This window comes from Streptomyces incanus (assembly GCF_042656345.1).
Taxonomy (GTDB): Bacteria; Actinomycetota; Actinomycetes; order Streptomycetales; family Streptomycetaceae; genus Streptomyces; species Streptomyces incanus.
The window spans coordinates 160,433-176,009 of the sequence record NZ_JBHSPC010000012.1; the positions used below are offsets into that span (position 1 = coordinate 160,433).

Annotated in this window: 11 protein-coding genes and 1 pseudogene; 5 read left to right on the forward strand and 7 right to left on the reverse strand. The window is 71.7% G+C overall.

The window, feature by feature from the left end; translation table 11 throughout:
• The first annotated feature begins 303 nt into the window (after positions 1 to 303).
• Positions 304 to 1,374 (forward strand): hypothetical protein, encoded by a 1,071-nt coding sequence (locus tag ACFP2V_RS04215; RefSeq protein WP_381205529.1) that lies wholly within the window; start codon positions 304 to 306, stop codon positions 1,372 to 1,374.
• Positions 1,375 to 1,408: 34 nt separating this feature from the next.
• Here ACFP2V_RS04215 and ACFP2V_RS04220 read toward each other — a convergent pair whose 3' ends face one another.
• Positions 1,409 to 3,175 (reverse strand): TIGR03767 family metallophosphoesterase, encoded by a 1,767-nt coding sequence (locus ACFP2V_RS04220; RefSeq protein ID WP_381205532.1) that lies wholly within the window; start codon positions 3,173 to 3,175, stop codon positions 1,409 to 1,411.
• Positions 3,176 to 3,492: 317 nt separating this feature from the next.
• Positions 3,493 to 3,951: an NUDIX hydrolase gene (locus tag ACFP2V_RS04225; RefSeq protein ID WP_381205535.1), complete on the reverse strand. Its 459-nt coding sequence runs from the start codon at positions 3,949 to 3,951 to the stop codon at positions 3,493 to 3,495.
• 252 nt (positions 3,952 to 4,203) lie between these two features.
• Here ACFP2V_RS04225 and ACFP2V_RS04230 point away from each other — a divergent pair, with 252 nt between their 5' ends.
• Positions 4,204 to 7,506: a S8 family serine peptidase gene (locus ACFP2V_RS04230; protein WP_381205538.1), complete on the forward strand. Its 3,303-nt coding sequence runs from the start codon at positions 4,204 to 4,206 to the stop codon at positions 7,504 to 7,506.
• An 86-nt stretch (positions 7,507 to 7,592) separates the two neighbouring features.
• Here the strand turns inward: ACFP2V_RS04230 and ACFP2V_RS04235 are convergent, their stop codons facing one another.
• Positions 7,593 to 8,528, reverse strand: coding sequence for a hypothetical protein (locus ACFP2V_RS04235; protein WP_381205543.1), 936 nt, complete (start codon positions 8,526 to 8,528; stop codon positions 7,593 to 7,595).
• A gap of 1 nt (position 8,529) precedes the next feature.
• Positions 8,530 to 9,066 carry an RNA polymerase sigma factor gene (locus ACFP2V_RS04240; protein WP_055592466.1) on the reverse strand — a complete coding sequence of 179 codons (537 nt, stop codon included), beginning with the start codon at positions 9,064 to 9,066 and terminating at the stop codon, positions 8,530 to 8,532.
• Between the two features lie 357 nt (positions 9,067 to 9,423).
• Between ACFP2V_RS04240 and ACFP2V_RS04245 the strand changes: the two genes are divergently transcribed.
• A complete protein-coding gene (locus tag ACFP2V_RS04245; RefSeq protein WP_381205547.1) occupies positions 9,424 to 10,440 on the forward strand; it encodes an aspartate-semialdehyde dehydrogenase in 1,017 nt (338 codons plus the stop codon).
• A gap of 66 nt (positions 10,441 to 10,506) precedes the next feature.
• On the opposite strand, the gene ACFP2V_RS04250 is transcribed toward ACFP2V_RS04245, so the two are convergent.
• Positions 10,507 to 10,854: a type II toxin-antitoxin system PemK/MazF family toxin gene (locus ACFP2V_RS04250; protein ID WP_381205550.1), complete on the reverse strand. Its 348-nt coding sequence runs from the start codon at positions 10,852 to 10,854 to the stop codon at positions 10,507 to 10,509.
• On the reverse strand, positions 10,841 to 11,071 hold the full coding sequence (locus ACFP2V_RS04255; RefSeq protein WP_381205553.1) for a ribbon-helix-helix domain-containing protein: 231 nt from the start codon (positions 11,069 to 11,071) through the stop codon (positions 10,841 to 10,843). Before ACFP2V_RS04255 ends, ACFP2V_RS04250 begins: the two co-directional genes overlap by 14 nt.
• 495 nt (positions 11,072 to 11,566) lie before the next feature.
• Here ACFP2V_RS04255 and ACFP2V_RS04260 point away from each other — a divergent pair, with 495 nt between their 5' ends.
• The gene (locus tag ACFP2V_RS04260) at positions 11,567 to 12,343 is read left to right on the forward strand and encodes a class I SAM-dependent methyltransferase (RefSeq protein ID WP_381205556.1); all 777 of its coding nucleotides are present in this window, start codon (positions 11,567 to 11,569) and stop codon (positions 12,341 to 12,343) included.
• Here ACFP2V_RS04260 and ACFP2V_RS04265 read toward each other — a convergent pair.
• Positions 12,340 to 12,857, reverse strand: a pseudogene (locus ACFP2V_RS04265) (DUF1203 domain-containing protein). The gene ACFP2V_RS04260 and the pseudogene ACFP2V_RS04265 overlap by 4 nt on opposite strands.
• Before the next feature lie 113 nt (positions 12,858 to 12,970).
• On the opposite strand from ACFP2V_RS04265, the gene pepN reads away from it, so the two are divergent.
• On the forward strand, positions 12,971 to 15,559 hold the full coding sequence (pepN, locus tag ACFP2V_RS04270; protein WP_381205559.1) for an aminopeptidase N: 2,589 nt from the start codon (positions 12,971 to 12,973) through the stop codon (positions 15,557 to 15,559).
• The last annotated feature ends 18 nt before the right edge of the window (positions 15,560 to 15,577 follow it).

The window sequence follows — 15,577 nt, forward strand, 5'->3', positions numbered from 1 at the left end:
TTGAACGCCCGGTCCGACGGAGCCACCATCCCCGACCCGCGGATTCCGGCACCTTGATCGGCCGCACCACCCGGCGGGACGCCACCGCGGGGCACGGGTGCGCCCTCGATCCCACCGCTGGGATGCGCGCTCCGTGACCGTTACGAAATTCAGTCAATAACAGCCGTAACCCCTGGTCGCACCCGAATGGACCAGGGGTTTCCGGCATCCGAACACGCGTCCTTCAGTGCGGACTTGTCCCTAATGGTCGACGGGTGTGTAACAGCGGTTCGGGGGCGGATCCGGCGCGGGAGATTGCCGGACATGAACCACGACTCCCCGCTCCCCCCGCTCTCCCCCCGCCCCCCGCACCACCTCGCCGCCGGCCCGCGGCGCGTGCTCACGACCGCCCGGCTCCGCTCGCACGGCGTCTCGGCCGCGGAGGCCGACGACCAGTGCCGCCCCGGCGGTCCCTGGCAGCAGCTCCTGCCGGGTGTCGTCCTGCTCCACCCGGGCCCGCCGACCAGCGAGGAGCGGTTGCACGCGGCGCTGCTGTACACGGCGCGGGAGCGGTCCGCGCGCGTTCCCGTCCAGCCCGGCCCGGCCGACTCGACGGCGCCCCACTACGAGGACGCGATGATCACCGGGCCGGCCGCGCTGACCCTGTACGGCTTCTCCTCCACTCCCCCGCTGTCCTCCCTGGAGACCTTCGACGTACTCGTCCCGCGGCTGCGCCGGCTGCGCTCCACGGGCTGCGTGCGCATCGTCCGCACCCCGGTGCTGCCGGCCCCCGAGCGGGTGGCGGGCGTACCGGTGGCGCCGGTCCCGCGGGCGCTGGCCGACGCGGTGGCGGGCCTGGACGACGCGGGCACGGTGCGCAGGCTGCTCATGGAGGCGGTGGTCTGCGGTCACTGCGACGCGACCGCGCTGGTACGGGAGCTGACCGCCGCGAAGCTGCTGGGCCGGCCGCACGTGGTGCACGCGGTGAACTCCCTGATGGCCGAGGGCCGCGCGCACGCGGAGGACGGTCTGTACCGGATGGTGCGCGCGTACGGTCTGCCCGACCCGCTGTGGAACGTCGACCTGCGCCTGCCGGGCGGCCCCCACCTCGGTGGCCTGGACGCGTACTGGCCGGAGCAGGCCGTGGCGCTCGACCTGGACATCCGGGCACCCCGGCGGGAGGACCGCCGGGAGAACCTCCCGGACGACGACGTCCTGCGGTCCGAGTACGCCCGTAAGCGGGAGCACCTGGAGCGGCTCGGCATCACGGTCGTGCGGGTCACCCCGCGCAGGCTGCGGGACGCCGCGGAGCAGCAGGCGGCGGTGATCCGTACCGCCCTGATGGCGGCGGACGACCGCGACCCCGCTGCCTACGTCGTGGTCCTGCCCCGCTGAACCGGGCGGGCACTCCCCGGGCCGTCGGCTCCGCCTACGCCTTGAGCAGGAGTTCCGTGTTGCGGTCCTGGGGGGTGCCGCCGAGGTCGGTGCGGGCGCCGGGGGCGTTGTAGGACAGCTCGCGGTAGAGGGCGGCGAGGCCGGTCTGGGTGAGGTCGCCGTAGTCCGTGCGGGACGGGGCCGCGGACTCGACCAGGGTGGTGAACAGGGACAGGGTGCCGTCCTTGTTGTCCACCAGCTCGATGACGCGGGCGAGTTGGGGGAAGTCGACGTGGGAGGCGGTGGAGATCTCCCAGAAGGAGCCGGCCGAACCGGTGTGCGGGGTGACCGCGTTGCGGTGGGTGTGGCCGTTGACCCAGGCCACCACGTTGCGGTGGGCGCCGAGGAGTTCGACGAGCTCCTTGCCGTCGTGGCGCCGCTCGTCGGGGCGGGCCGGGTCGCGGCGCGTGTTCGTCATCGACTCGCTGGTGTGGTGACTGAAGACGATCGCGCGGGCGCCTTTGTGGGTGCGCAGCGTCCGCTCCAGCCACCGCAGTTGGGCCGTGCCGACGGAGCCCGCGTAGTGGCCGCCCGGGTCGGTGGTGTCGAGGCTGATGCCGATGACGTCGTCGGAGACGCGGAACGCGTAGTACTGGGTGCCCGCGTCGAGGTTGGCGGCGGAGTAGCCGTGCCCCACCGGGCCGAACCCGCGGTACGCGGGGTCCAGGTGGGCCTCGACGTACTCGGCGGGCGTGAAGGGGGCGCGCGCCTCGTCGGGGGTCACCGAGCGCATGGCGCGGGCGTGGGACTTCAGGAATTCGCCGTACTGGACTCCCCGGGGGTCGGTGGCCTTCCTGATGGTCCGCTGGAGCTTCTCCGCCTCGGCCGCCCCGAGCTCCATCAGCTTTTGGCCGCCGACGGCGAGTTCGGCGAGGTACGGGTCGCCGTGGGAGGCGTAGCAGCCGAGCGGCATCGCGTCGTGGTTGCCGACGGTGGAGTACCAGGGGAGGTTGAGGCCGGGGCTGTTCACCTCGCGGACGGCCGCGGCGAGGAAGCCGTCGAGGTGCGGGAAGCCGAGCTGCTTGTCGGCGTCGCGGGTGGTGGCGTCCGGCTGCCAGTACTGGCGCAGACCGCTGTTCTGGACGCCTTCGTAGTGGCGCGGGTCCCCGCTGTTGGGGGCGATGCGGCCGCCGCTGAGCGCCGTCAGGAACCAGTCCAGTTCGGAGCGGGTGTTGTTGTCCGTGTTGTCGCCGGTGGTCATCGCGAAGTGCAGCGGGGAGCCGGTGACGGGGGCGCCGCGCAGGGCGTTGATCCGCTCGACGAGGGAGACCACGCCGTGCACGGTGAGCGCCTCGTGCGGCCGCCAGGCGTGCACATCGGTGGAGCGCAGGTACTCCAGGCGCAGCGGGTGCTGCGTGTCGATCACATGCAGGTCGGTGAGCTGTACGAACGCGGCGAGCGTGGTGCGGCGGTCGTCCCGGCCGGAGCGGGCGCCGGCCAGTTCGCCGCGTACCACCCGCCCCCAGCCGGGCCCTTCGTCGAGGCGCCGGTAGCCGGCGACATGGCCGCCGCGCGGTGCGGACACCCCGGCGACGGTGGTGCCGCGCGGGTACGGGGCGAGCGGGGCGGCCGGCGCCTGCCGGGAGGAGGCGAGTACGGCCTCGTTCGCGGCGGCATCGGCGGTACCGGCGGCGACGGCCTGGTCGCCGCCGGGCCGCAGGGCGTGACCGACGCCGGCGGAGAGGGCCACCGCGCCGGTGGCGGCGAGGAGGGAACGGCGGTGGAGTGGGGTGGAGTCGGCGACTGAGCGTGTGCGCGACATGGCGCTTGTCTCCCCGGGTGCGAACGCATCGGCAGTGACCGCGGGGCGCTCGCCGGTGGTTCGCCGGGTGAACATCCCGCTCGTACTGGATGCTTGGCAGCGGGAATGGCCTGCGTGTGAACGCGACGGCAACGCGCGCCACCGATCGCCGTACGTGGATCTTGGACCACCCGGGACGTCGGCGCCCGCTTCCGCACCGGCCCAGGACCGGTCACGCAGCGTTCACCTCACGGGGAAACCCGGCGGTCCCCAGCACGGCATTCCGGGTATGGAGATCAACGGGAGCCCGGGGACCGGAGGGTGGCACACCCGCCGCGTCAGCCCTCCGCGCGTTCCACCCGTCCCGCCGCCGGGCGCTCCCGCCACAGCCGCAGGCCGACGTCGACCATGCGGATCCTGACCAGGTCCGGGACGGCGTCCAGGGGCTGCCAGGCGGCCAGTTCGGTGGAGCCGCCGATCTCGTTCCTCAGCTCGCCGCCGATGATCCGCCCCGCGTAGACCAGCCGTACGGCGTGATGGTCGGCCTTGCGGCCCAGGCGACGGGCGACGGTGCGCCGGACGGAGTTCACGCCGAGCAGTCCGGTGACCTCGACGCGGTACCCGGTCTCCTCCTCGACCTCCCGCCGCACGGTGTCGTACGGATCCTCGCCGTGCTCCATGCCGCCGCCGGGCAGGACCCACTCGGGGACGCCTTCCGGCCCCGGGGACCGGGCGAGAAGGAGCTGTCCGTCGCGCACCACCACGGCGTAGGCCGCCACCCTGAGGATCTGCCGCACCCCGGGACGTTAACCCGGCGGACACCCGCGATGCGCTCCGCGTGCGCGACTTGTCGGCTTCGGTGCTCGACATCCCATACGCGCACCGGGGGTTTTCCCCATACATCTGTTTCGTTTCGGCCAACCCTCCCCAAACAAGCACCCCTTGCGAAAGGCTCAGCGATCGTCCGGGATCGCGTTCCGGACGATCGCGGCCAGGGTCGATCGACTCCGGTCGCTCCACGATGGTTCCTTTACTTGCAAGGGATGCCGATGACCCATTCCTCCCAGCGCGAGTCGATATCGGGCACAAGACACGTGGCCCGTATCGCCCTGGCCGCCGGTCTCGTCGCCGCGCTCTGTGCGGTCGGCCCGATACCCCTGGCGGTCGCCGCCGACGCGCCGACCGCCGTACCCGTCGACGCTGACGTCAAGGCCGCCCATGACAAGCTCGGTTCGGCCGACGCGGACCTCCTCGCCGAGGCCAAGGCCGACGGCGTCGAGAACGTCACGATGATGATCGCCACCGCCCCCGGCAAGACCGAGCAGGTCGTCGAGGAACTGAACGCGGTGAAGGGCGGTTCGGTCGGCCGGACCCACGACAAGCTGGGCTACGTCCGCGCCACCGTTCCCACCGCCAAGGCGGACTCGGCCATCGCCGCCGCCGCGAAGCTCTCCTCCGTGCACGGCATCGACCTGCGCGACGAGATCCCGCTGGATGACCCGACGCCGGCCGCGGACACCACCGCCAAGGCCGCCGGCGGCAAGGGCGGCTCCGCCGCCTACCCGGCCCCCGACAAGCGGACCTCCGCGAAGAACCCGTACAACCCGTCCTTCGAGACGGGCGCCGTCGACTTCGTGAAGGACCACCCGAAGGCGGACGGCCGCGGCGTCACCATCGGCATCCTCGACTCGGGCGTGGACCTGGCCCACCCGGCGCTGCAGAAGACCACCACCGGCGAACGCAAGATCGTCGACTGGGTGACGGCGACCGACCCGCTCGTCGACGGCGACCGGACCTGGCGCCCGATGACCGAATCGGTGGCCGGGCCCACCTTCACCTACGACGGAAAGACCTGGACGGCGCCCTCGGGCTCGTACCGGATCAGCACGTTCAAGGAGTCGTACACCATCGGGGGCGACGCGGGCGGCGACGCCAACCGCGACGGCGACACCACCGACTCCTGGGGCCTGCTGTACGACGCCGAGGCGGGCACCGTCCGCGTCGACCTCAACAACAACCAGGACTTCTCCGACGACACCCCGATGAAGCCGTACAAGGACGGCTTCCAGATCGGGTACTTCGGCACCGACGATCCGGCCACCGACGTCTCCGAGCGCCAGCCGTTCGTCGTGGAGATCCGCAAGGACGTCGTGTACAACGCGGCCGGCGCCAAGGCCGACTTCGTCAACATCGGTGTCATCGAGAGCTCGCACGGCTCGCACGTCGCCGGTATCACCGCCGCCCACGGCCTGTTCGGCGGGAAGATGAACGGCGCCGCCCCCGGCGCGAAGATCGTCTCCTCCCGTGCCTGCACCTGGTCCGGCGGCTGCACCAGCGTGGCGCTCACCGAGGGCATGATCGACCTCGTCACCGAGCGCGGCGTCGACATCATCAACATGTCCATCGGCGGGCTGCCCGCGCTCAACGACGGCAACAACGCCCGCGCCGAGCTGTACACCCGCCTCATCGACACCTACGGCGTCCAGCTGGTGATCTCCGCGGGCAACTCCGGCCCCGGCGCCAACACCATCGGCGACCCGGCGCTGGCCGACAAGGTCATCTCGGTCGGCGCGTCCATCTCCAAGGAGACCTGGGCCGCCAACTACGGCTCCGTCGTGAAGACGAAGTACGCCATGATGCCGTTCTCCTCGCGCGGTCCGCGTGAGGACGGCGGCTTCACGCCGACGCTGATCGCGCCCGGTGCGGCGATCAACACCATCCAGACCTGGGCGCCGGGCGCCCCGGTCGCCGAGGCGGGCTACGGCCTCCCGGCCGGTTACGGCATGCTCCAGGGCACCTCGATGGCGTCCCCGCAGGCCGCCGGCTCCGCCGCGCTGCTGCTGTCGGCCGCGAAGCAGAAGGGCATCGACCTGACGCCCGCGAAGCTGCGCACCGCCCTCACCTCCACCGCCCAGCACGTCAAGGACCTGCAGGCCTACGAGGAGGGCGCCGGCCTCATCGACGTCGAGGAGGCCTGGGACTCGATCCGTGACGGGGCCACCGCGCACGAGTACAGCGTGAAGGCGCCGGTCGACACCGCGATCGAGCAGTTCCTCAAGACCCCCGGCTTCGGCACCGGCATCTACGACCGCGAGGGCGGCCTGAAGGCGGGCCAGAAGAAGACGTACGACGTCACGATCACCCGTACGTCCGGTCCCGACCGCGCGATCCGGCACGAGCTCGACCTCGAGAACAACACCGACGGCGCCTTCCGCATCATCGGCGACGGCAAGGTACAGCTGTCGCTGAACAAGCCGGTGACCGTCAAGGTCCAGGCCGCGCCCCGGTCCGCGGGCCTCAAGAGCGCCATCCTGACGGTCGACGACCCGCGCACCGAGGGCGTCGACCGGCAGATCCTGAGCACCGTGGTCGTCTCGGCTCCGCTGAAGCACACCTTCTCCGCCTCCGGTACGGCCCAGCGCAACGCCACCACCTCGTACTTCGTCACCGTGCCCGAGGGCGCGAAGACGCTGGAGGTCGCGCTCGGCGGGCTGAAGGCCACGAGCCAGACCCGGTTCATCGCCATCCACCCGTACGGCGTCCCGGCCGACCCGACGTCGACGGTCAACTGCTACCCGAACTACACCAACCCGGCCAACACCTGCCGTCCCGACCTGCGTTCGTACGTGAACCCGCAGCCGGGCGTCTGGGAGATCGAGGTCGAGGCGCGCCGCACCTCGCCGCTGCTCGACAACCCGTACAAGCTGGACGTCGCCGTGCTCGGCGCGGTCTTCGCCCCGGAGACCGTGACCGTGCCCGAGGCCAAGGTCGGCACTCCGGCGGACGTCTCCTGGAAGGTGACCAACCAGGCCGCCGCCCTGGACGGCAAGCTGGTCGGCGGCCCGCTGGGCTCCGCCAAGTCCGCCCGGCCGGCCATCACCACGGGTGTCACGCACACCACCACTGTCACGGTGCCCGAGGGCGCCGCGTCGCTCGACGTCGCCATCGGCAACGTCTCCGACGCCGCCGCCGACCTGGACCTGGCGGTCTACAACGCGGCAGGCACCCTCGTCGCCCAGTCCGCCGACGGCGACTCGGAGGAGTCGGTGTCCATCGCCCGCCCGGCGGCCGGCACGTACACCGTCAGGGTCGTGGGCTATTCCGTCCCGGCCGGTTCCGCCGACTACGACTACCGGGACGTGTTCTTCTCCGCCACGCTCGGCGAGGTCACGGTCGACGGTGCCACGCCGGTGAAGATCGGCACGGGCCAGTCGGCCACCGTCTCGGGCACCGTCACGGCCGCCGCGACGGCTCCCGCGGGACGTGAGTTCTTCGGCCGGGTGCAGCTGGTCAACGCGCGCGGCACGGTCGCGGGCGTGGGCAGCGTGACGATCGAGAAGGTCGTGCCGTAACCGACGGCCACAAGCGGCAGGGGGCGGGCGTCCACCAGGGCGCCCGCCCCCTTCGTCATACGCATCGCATGACCGTCCCTTGCCCGTCACTCGCAGGGCAGGTCGCTCGACTCGGGCAGAGCAGCGGTGATGCGCGCCCGCTCGGGGGCGATGTCCTCCTCGCCGACGATCACGGCGTCCGGGACGGTGCCCTCGCGGGGCAGGCCGACCATGACCCGATCGCCGGTGTGCAGCCGGGGCCGGTCGGTCGACCCGGTCAGGAAGGTGACCTCTTCCTGGTCCCCTGCTGCGGTGCCCGGCTCCGGCTCCGGCTTGTAGCTGCGGGTCACCTCCAGCGTGACGCGGTCCTGTCCGGCGCCCGGCATCGGCTCCACCTCCGACACCGTGCCCTCGGCCACGAGCCGGGCGCAGGCGAGGTAGCGGGGGCTGCCGAAGGCGGTATCGGCCGACCTCCCGGTGTCCCGTACTCCGTCGCTGCCCGCTGCCTTTTCGTCGGCCTCGGCTCCCGACGACACGCCGTCGCCCTGCCCGGTCTGCGTCACGAGCCAGCCCGTACCGAGGACCACCGCGGCGGCCGCCGCCGCGGCGAGCGCGCCGAAGGCTACCCGCAGGGGGCGACGGCGCGGGCGGCGCACGGGCAGGGGCGTCACCGGCGCGAGGAGACCGGCCGCGGGCCTGTACCCGGGCCTGTCCACGAGGGCGTCCGAACCCCCGGCCGCCGGGGCGGCCCCCGGCCCCCGTGCCCCCGGCCCCCGGGCCTCCGCTCCTGCGGCCTCCGAACCCCCGGCGGGTGTCTCCCCGGCTGCCGGCGTCTCCCCCGCTGCCAGCCTCTCCCCGATCAGGCCCAGTTGCTCCCGCAGTACGGCGACGTCCGCGGCGGCCGCGTCCCGCGCGGCCATGAACGCCGGGTCCCGCCGGGCCGCCGCGGGCAGCGGCTCGTCGAGGATCGCGGCCATGAGGGCGTCGTACTCGGTGCCCCGCTCGTCTCCGGTGTCGTTCCGGTCGTCGTCGTGGAGGCTCACGTCACACCACCTCATCCTCGTGCAGGCGGGCGCGCAGAGCCCGTACCGCCGTGTGCAGCCTGCTCTTGACCGTGCCCTCCGGGACGCCGAGCTGCTCGGCGATCGAGCGCACCGGGAGGTCGGCGTAGAACCGCAGCACGACGACCTGGCGCTGGGCGTCGGGCAGCCCGTCCAGGCCGCGGGCGACGGCGAGGGAGAGCAGGCGGGTCTCCTCGTCGGCGGGGGGCTCGGCGGGGCGCAGCGCGGCGAGGCGTTCGCCGAGCCGCTCCTGGCGGCGTTTGGCCCGGTGCCAGTCCATGGCCAGGTTGGAGGCGACCACCGCCGCCCACGCCGAGACGTCCCGGGGCGCGTCCTGCCCACTCGCGGCGCGTTCCAGCAGCCGCAGCCGGACCTGTTGCACCCCGTCCGGCAGGTCGGTCTGCGGCACCCCGCCGAGCGCGAGCACCGCCCGTACCCGGCGCTCCTGCGCCGCGTCCAGCGGGTCGTCCTCCGCGGCGCCGTACGCCTGCCGGCCACGCCGGATCCTTCCGCGCAGCACTGCCCACCCCCCTCACGCCGTTTCTCCTACGACGCCGACGGAGCCCGGAACGTTCGCCCGTCGCGCGGGCCGGGCGGAGGCGTACGTCACATCTCCGTGTGGGTGGAGCGGGGCGGGGCAGGGAACCTTGCGGCCATCGACCTGTGCCGGCTGAATTTCTGCAGCTCAAAGAGGTGGCGACCGCAGGTCCGCGACCGGTGCTCCCTGCCCGCGCGTCCCACTGTGCGGGCAGGGAGTGCAAAGAATTGGACAGGCGGGCCATGGTCGGCCGCATGATGGAAACGCCCCGGCCGGCAGGCAAAGGGCACATGTACGCCGTATACGTCGTAGGACGCAGCAGTCAGTGAGGGAGACGCCGTGAGGGTCGGAATCGTCGGAGCCACCGGTCAGGTGGGCACGGTCATGCGCGGCATCCTCAAGGAGCGCGACTTCCCGGTCACCGAGCTGCGCCTGTTCGCCTCGGCCCGTTCGGCGGGCACGGAGTTGGACGGCGTGACGGTGGAGGACGCGTCCACCGCCGACTACTCCGGCCTGGACATCGTGCTGTTCTCCGCGGGCGGCGCGACCTCGAAGGCACTGGCCGAGAAGGTCGCCTCGCAGGGCGCGGTCGTGATCGACAACTCCTCCGCGTGGCGCAAGGACCCCGAGGTCCCGCTGGTCGTCTCCGAGGTGAACCCGGACGCGATCGCGAACCGCCCCAAGGGCATCATCGCCAACCCGAACTGCACCACGATGGCCGCGATGCCGGTGCTGCGTCCGCTGCACGACGAGGCGGGCCTGGAGGCGCTGGTGGTCGCCACGTACCAGGCGGTGTCCGGCTCCGGGCTGGCGGGCGTGGCAGAGCTGCACGGCCAGACCCAGAAGGTCGTCGCCGACGCCGACCAGCTGACCCACGACGGCGGCGCGGTCGACTTCCCCGAGCCGGCCGTCTACAAGCGCCCCATCGCCTTCAACGTGCTGCCCTTCGCCGGCAACCTCGTGGACGACGGTCTGAACGAGACCGACGAGGAGCAGAAGCTGCGCAACGAGTCCCGCAAGATCCTCGACATTCCCGGGCTCAAGGTCTCCGGCACCTGCGTGCGCGTCCCGGTCTTCTCCGGGCACTCCCTCCAGATCAACGCCCGCTTCGCCCGCCCGATCAGCCCGGAGCGCGCGACCGAACTGCTGTCCGACGCACCCGGTGTCGTCCTCACCGACATCCCCACCCCGCTCCAGGCGGCGGGCCAGGACCCGTCCTACGTGGGCCGCATCCGCCGCGACGAGACGGTCGACCACGGCCTGGCCCTCTTCGTCTCCAACGACAACCTCCGCAAGGGCGCGGCCCTGAACACCGTCCAGATCGCCGAACTGGTGGCGGCCGAGCTCAAGGGCTGACCGCTGCCCGGCCCTGAAGGGGGCGTCCGCCGGTCAGCCGGCGGACACCCCCTTTTTTCGGCATGCTCACAACGCCAGATGCCGCCGCAGCGCCACGTCGATCTCGGCCATGCGCTGCCGTGGCACGGCGCCGACCCTGTGCAGCAGGCGGTCCGGCGCAACGAAACGGACCTGTTCGCACTGCACCTTGGAATCCTTCGGCAGACGGCTCTCGTCGGAGCGAAGGAAGACCTGGAACGTCAGGACGCGAGAGGTGTTGGACGTCAACGGCGCCACCGTGACGACCCCCCGGTTGTGCCGTACGACGGACTCGTTGGCAGCGTTGTTGGAGACGATCACCGCGGGTCTGACCTTGTTGGCCTCACTGCCCCGCACCGGGTCCAGGTCCACCATGTAGATGTCACCACGTCTCATGGGCGATCCCGTCTCCGCTCGCCCGGTCCCACAGCCCGGCGTCCTCGCTCCCGTCCCATTCGGCGAAAGCCTGCGTGTATTCCTGCTCAAGCTGCGCCTGCCTGAGCAACTCGATGGCAGCGTGTATCACGGCCGACCGGGACTCGGCCTCCGTACGGGCGGCGTACTCGTCGACGAAGGCCAGGTCCTCCCGGGGCAGACTCACACTGATCTTCATACCTGCAATACCACCCGAAGTAGGAATCCTTCAGCTACCGCCATGCGCCTCGATCCTGGCCTGTGGTCGGACTGGATCCGACCGCTCCCGGCGGGGTTCGCCCGGCCTCATGGCACTCTCGCCACTTTGCGCATAAAGCACCTCGGTCCGACAGAGAACGGATGGGTCACCCTTCTGCTTTTCATGAACAGCGACACAGTTCTCTCGCAGTGGGTACCGCGCCGGGTGCACCGGCGCGCTCGCGGGTCACGGCGTGGGCGGTCAGGGCGGGTTCCTTCGGCTCGGTGGCCGGAGGCTGGTGACTGTCCTTGCGTGGCAGGAGGAACGGGGTGACCGCCCTCTTCTCACGGTGCCCGCCGGGAGGTGCGAAGCCGGCTTTGAGGTGCGGCCGCTTCGCCGACCGGACTGCCGGGAACACATCGGGCACAGCGCGCCCATGAACGCGCGCCCCTGCGGATGCCCCTGCACACGCCCCTACGGAGACGAGCACCTGCCATGCCCACCACGAAGAAACTCCAGGCCAACCGCGCCGCCATCGCCCACCGCGTCTCCTACGCGCTGCGCCACCCCGGCCGGGTGCCCCGCCATCTGCGCCGCGCCGCCCGCGACACCTGGCTGCGGTACCGCTCGCCGGACCACGTCGCCTACTACCGGGCGGTCATGCGCTCCGACACCCGTCAGGACCCGGACGCCGCGGTGGGCAGCCGCAACCGGGAGCGCTGGCTGGCGCTGGGAGCCATGCAGTTCGACTACCTGTTGGAGCACGGGCTGCGCCCGGAGCACCGGATGCTGGAGATCGGCTGTGGCAACCTGCGGGCGGGGTGGCGTTTCATCGACTACCTCGAGTCGGGCCACTACCACGGAGTCGACATTTCTCCCGACATCCTGATCGCCGCGCAGGACACCCTGGTGACCCAGGGGCTTCAGGACCGGCTGCCCACCCTGACCCCGGTGCGTGACCTCACGCTGCGGTTCCTGCCCGAGGCCCACTTCGACGTGGTGCACGCGCACAGCGTCTTCTCGCACTCCCCGCTGCCGGTGATCGAGGAGTGCCTCGCCCATGTCGGCCGGGTGCTGGCGCCGGGCGGCTGGTTCGACTTCACCTTCGACCGGACGGAGGGCGAGGAACACCATGTGCTGCGCGAGGACTTCTACTACCGCACCGAAACGCTGACCGCCCTCGCCGCCCGGTACGGCCTGGCCGCCCGCTTCATGGACGACTGGGAGGAACTTCCGCACGGCCAGTCCAAGATCCGCGTCACGCACGGCTAGCCGCGTCGCACCTCGTACAGGAAACAGCCGTACTCCACCGCGCGGACGTGGACGAGGGCGACGGCCGGGTCGGTGAAGGCCTCCGTGAGGGCGGGGGTGAAGGCGTCCGGGGTGTGCACCAGGCGGCCGCCCAGGATGGTGCCGTCGGAGGCGTAGCGGCGGAGGACGCGGTGGGCGGCGGTGAAGGGGAGGCCGTCGTCGCCCTGCGGCCCCGCGCAGTCCTCGGTGTGGATGAAGACCGGCCCCTGTTCGTCGTACGGGCCCGGGTCGGCACCCGTTTCCGCTGCCCAGCGGCGCAGGGGGGCGTAGGAGACCAGGGCGATCGGCCCCCAAGCTCTCAGCTTCGTTCGAGCAGGGGGGACCCCCAGCCCGGCTCGCTGTGGCGCAGGCAGCAGCGGAGCGGGGCGCCGCCCTCGGCGTCGGTGCGGGCAACCGGGGGGCGGCCCGCGTCGTCCAGGGTGCGCAGTTCCTTCAGGACCGGTACTGGAATGGGGTGGGGCGCATGGGTCGTCATGGGGTTCAGGTTCGCGCGTGACGGGGCGCCTCACCGGCGGTGAACGGACATCGCGTTCCGTGCCGGTGGCGTGGAAGGATGGCGAGACCGACACATGACGAGGAGATGACCGCGTGCCTGGCACAAACCTGACTCGCGAAGAGGCGCAGCAGCGGGCGAAGCTGCTGACCGTTGACTCGTACGAGGTCGATCTCGACCTCTCCGGCGCGCAGGAGGGCGGCACCTACCGGTCCGTGACCACGGTGCGCTTCGACGTCTCGGCGGACGCGGACCGCACGGAGTCGTTCATCGACCTGGTGGCTCCCACCGTGCACGAGGTGACCCTCAACGGGGACGCCCTCGACCCCGCCGAGGTGTTCGCGGACTCCCGGATCGCCCTGCCCGGCCTGCTCCCGGGCCGCAACGTCCTGCGGGTGAGCGCCGACTGCGCGTACACCAACACCGGTGAGGGCCTGCACCGGTTCGTCGACCCCGTCGACGACCAGGCCTACCTCTACACCCAGTTCGAGGTGCCGGACGCCCGCCGGGTGTTCGCGAGTTTCGAGCAGCCCGACCTCAAGGCGACCTTCCGGTTCACCGTGAAGGCGCCGGACGGCTGGACCGTCGTCTCCAACTCCCCCACGCCCGAGCCCCGGGACAACGTCTGGGAGTTCGAGCCGACGCCGCGGATCTCGACGTACATCACCGCGCTGATCGTCGGCCCGTACCACTCCGTGCACAGCGTGTACGAGAAGGACGGCCAGTCGGTGCCGCTCGGCATCTACTGCCGGCCCTCGCTCGCCGAGTACCTCGACGCGGACGCGATCTTCGACGTCACGCGGCAGGGCTTCGAGTGGTTCCAGGAGAAGTTCGACTACGCGTACCCCTTCGGGAAGTACGACCAGCTGTTCGTGCCGGAGTTCAACGCGGGCGCGATGGAGAACGCCGGCGCGGTGACCATCCGCGACCAGTACGTCTTCCGGTCGAAGGTGACGGACGCCGCCTACGAGGTGCGGGCCTCGACGATCCTGCACGAGCTGGCCCACATGTGGTTCGGCGACCTGGTCACCATGGAGTGGTGGAACGACCTGTGGCTGAATGAGTCGTTCGCCACCTACGCCGAGGCCGCCTGCCAGGCGGACGCGCCGGGCTCCAAGTGGCCGCACTCGTGGACCACGTTCGCGAACTCCATGAAGACCTGGGCCTACCGCCAGGACCAGCTGCCGTCCACGCACCCGATCATGGCCGACATCCGTGACCTGGACGACGTGCTGGTCAACTTCGACGGCATCACCTACGCCAAGGGCGCCTCGGTGCTCAAGCAGCTGGTGGCCTACGTCGGCAAGGACGCCTTCTTCAGCGGCGTGCAGGCGTACTTCAAGCGCCACGCGTACGGCAACACGCGCCTGTCCGACCTGCTGGGCGCCCTGGAGGAGACCTCCGGCCGCGACCTGAGCACCTGGTCGAAGAAGTGGCTGGAGACCGCCGGCATCAACGTCCTGCGCCCGGAGATCGAGACGGACGGCGCGGACGGCACGGGGACCATCACCTCCTTCGCCATCCGCCAGGAGGCGCCCGCGCTGCCCGCCGGCGCCAAGGGCGAGTCGACCCTGCGCCCGCACCGGATCGCGGTCGGCCTGTACGACCTGGACGCGGCGAGCGGCAAGCTGGTGCGCGTCGACCGGGTCGAGCTGGACGTCGACGGCGAGCTGACCGCCGTACCGCAGCTCGTCGGCAAGGCCCGCCCGGCCGTCGTCCTCCTCAACGACGACGACCTGTCGTACGCCAAGGTCCGTCTGGACGAGCGCTCCCTGGCCTTCGTCACCGAGCACCTGGGCGACTTCGAGGCGTCCCTGCCGCGCGCCCTGTGCTGGGCGTCGGCCTGGGACATGACCCGGGACGCCGAACTGGCCACCCGCGACTACCTCTCGCTGGTGCTGTCGGGCATCGGCAAGGAGTCGGACATCGGCGTCGTCCAGTCGCTGCACCGCCAGGTGAAGCTGGCGATCGACCTGTACGCCGCCCCGAACACCCGCGAGGCGCTGCTCAACCGCTGGACGGAGGCCACCCTGGCCCACCTGCGGGCCGCCGAGGCGGGCAGCGACCACCAGCTGGCGTGGGCCCGCGCCTTCGCCGCGACGGCGCGCAAGCCGGAGCAGCTGGACCTCCTGGACAGCCTGCTGGACGGCACGCAGACGGTCGATGGCCTGGCCGTCGACACCGAGCTGCGCTGGGCGTTCGTGGAGCGACTGGCGGCGGTGGGCCGGTACGACGAGACCGAGATCGCGGGCGAGTACGAGCGCGACAAGACCGCCGCGGGCGAGCGCCACGCCGCGACCGCTCGCGCCGCCCGGCCGACCGAGGAGGCCAAGGCGGAGGCGTGGGCGTCGGTCGTGGAGTCCGACAAGCTGCCGAACGCGGTCCAGGAGGCGGTCATCGCCGGCTTCGTCCAGACCGACCAGCGCGAGCTGCTGGCCCCGTACACGGACCGGTACTTCGAGGCGCTGGCCGACGTCTGGGCCTCACGCTCGCACGAGATGGCCCAGCAGATCGTGGTCGGCCTCTACCCGTCGATCCAGGTCTCCGAGGAGACCCTGGCGAAGACGGACGCCTGGCTGGCCTCCGCCGAACCGAACGCGGCCCTGCGCCGCCTCGTCTCGGAATCCCGCGCAGGCGTCGAACGCGCCCTGCGGGCGCAGGCGGCGGACGCGGCGGCCGAGTAGCCGAGCAGCGGTACGCAC

Bases quoted from the DNA above. Each gene is read 5' to 3' on its own strand.
- ACFP2V_RS04260 (WP_381205556.1), top strand. From the start codon at position 11,567: ATGCCCACCACGAAGAAACTCCAGGCCAACCGCGCCGCCATCGCCCAC.
- ACFP2V_RS04220 (WP_381205532.1), bottom strand. From the start codon at position 3,175: ATGTCGCGCACACGCTCAGTCGCCGACTCCACCCCACTCCACCGCCGT.
- ACFP2V_RS04215 (WP_381205529.1), top strand. From the start codon at position 304: ATGAACCACGACTCCCCGCTCCCCCCGCTCTCCCCCCGCCCCCCGCAC.
- ACFP2V_RS04255 (WP_381205553.1), bottom strand. From the start codon at position 11,071: ATGAAGATCAGTGTGAGTCTGCCCCGGGAGGACCTGGCCTTCGTCGAC.
- ACFP2V_RS04250 (WP_381205550.1), bottom strand. From the start codon at position 10,854: ATGAGACGTGGTGACATCTACATGGTGGACCTGGACCCGGTGCGGGGC.
- ACFP2V_RS04230 (WP_381205538.1), top strand. From the start codon at position 4,204: ATGACCCATTCCTCCCAGCGCGAGTCGATATCGGGCACAAGACACGTG.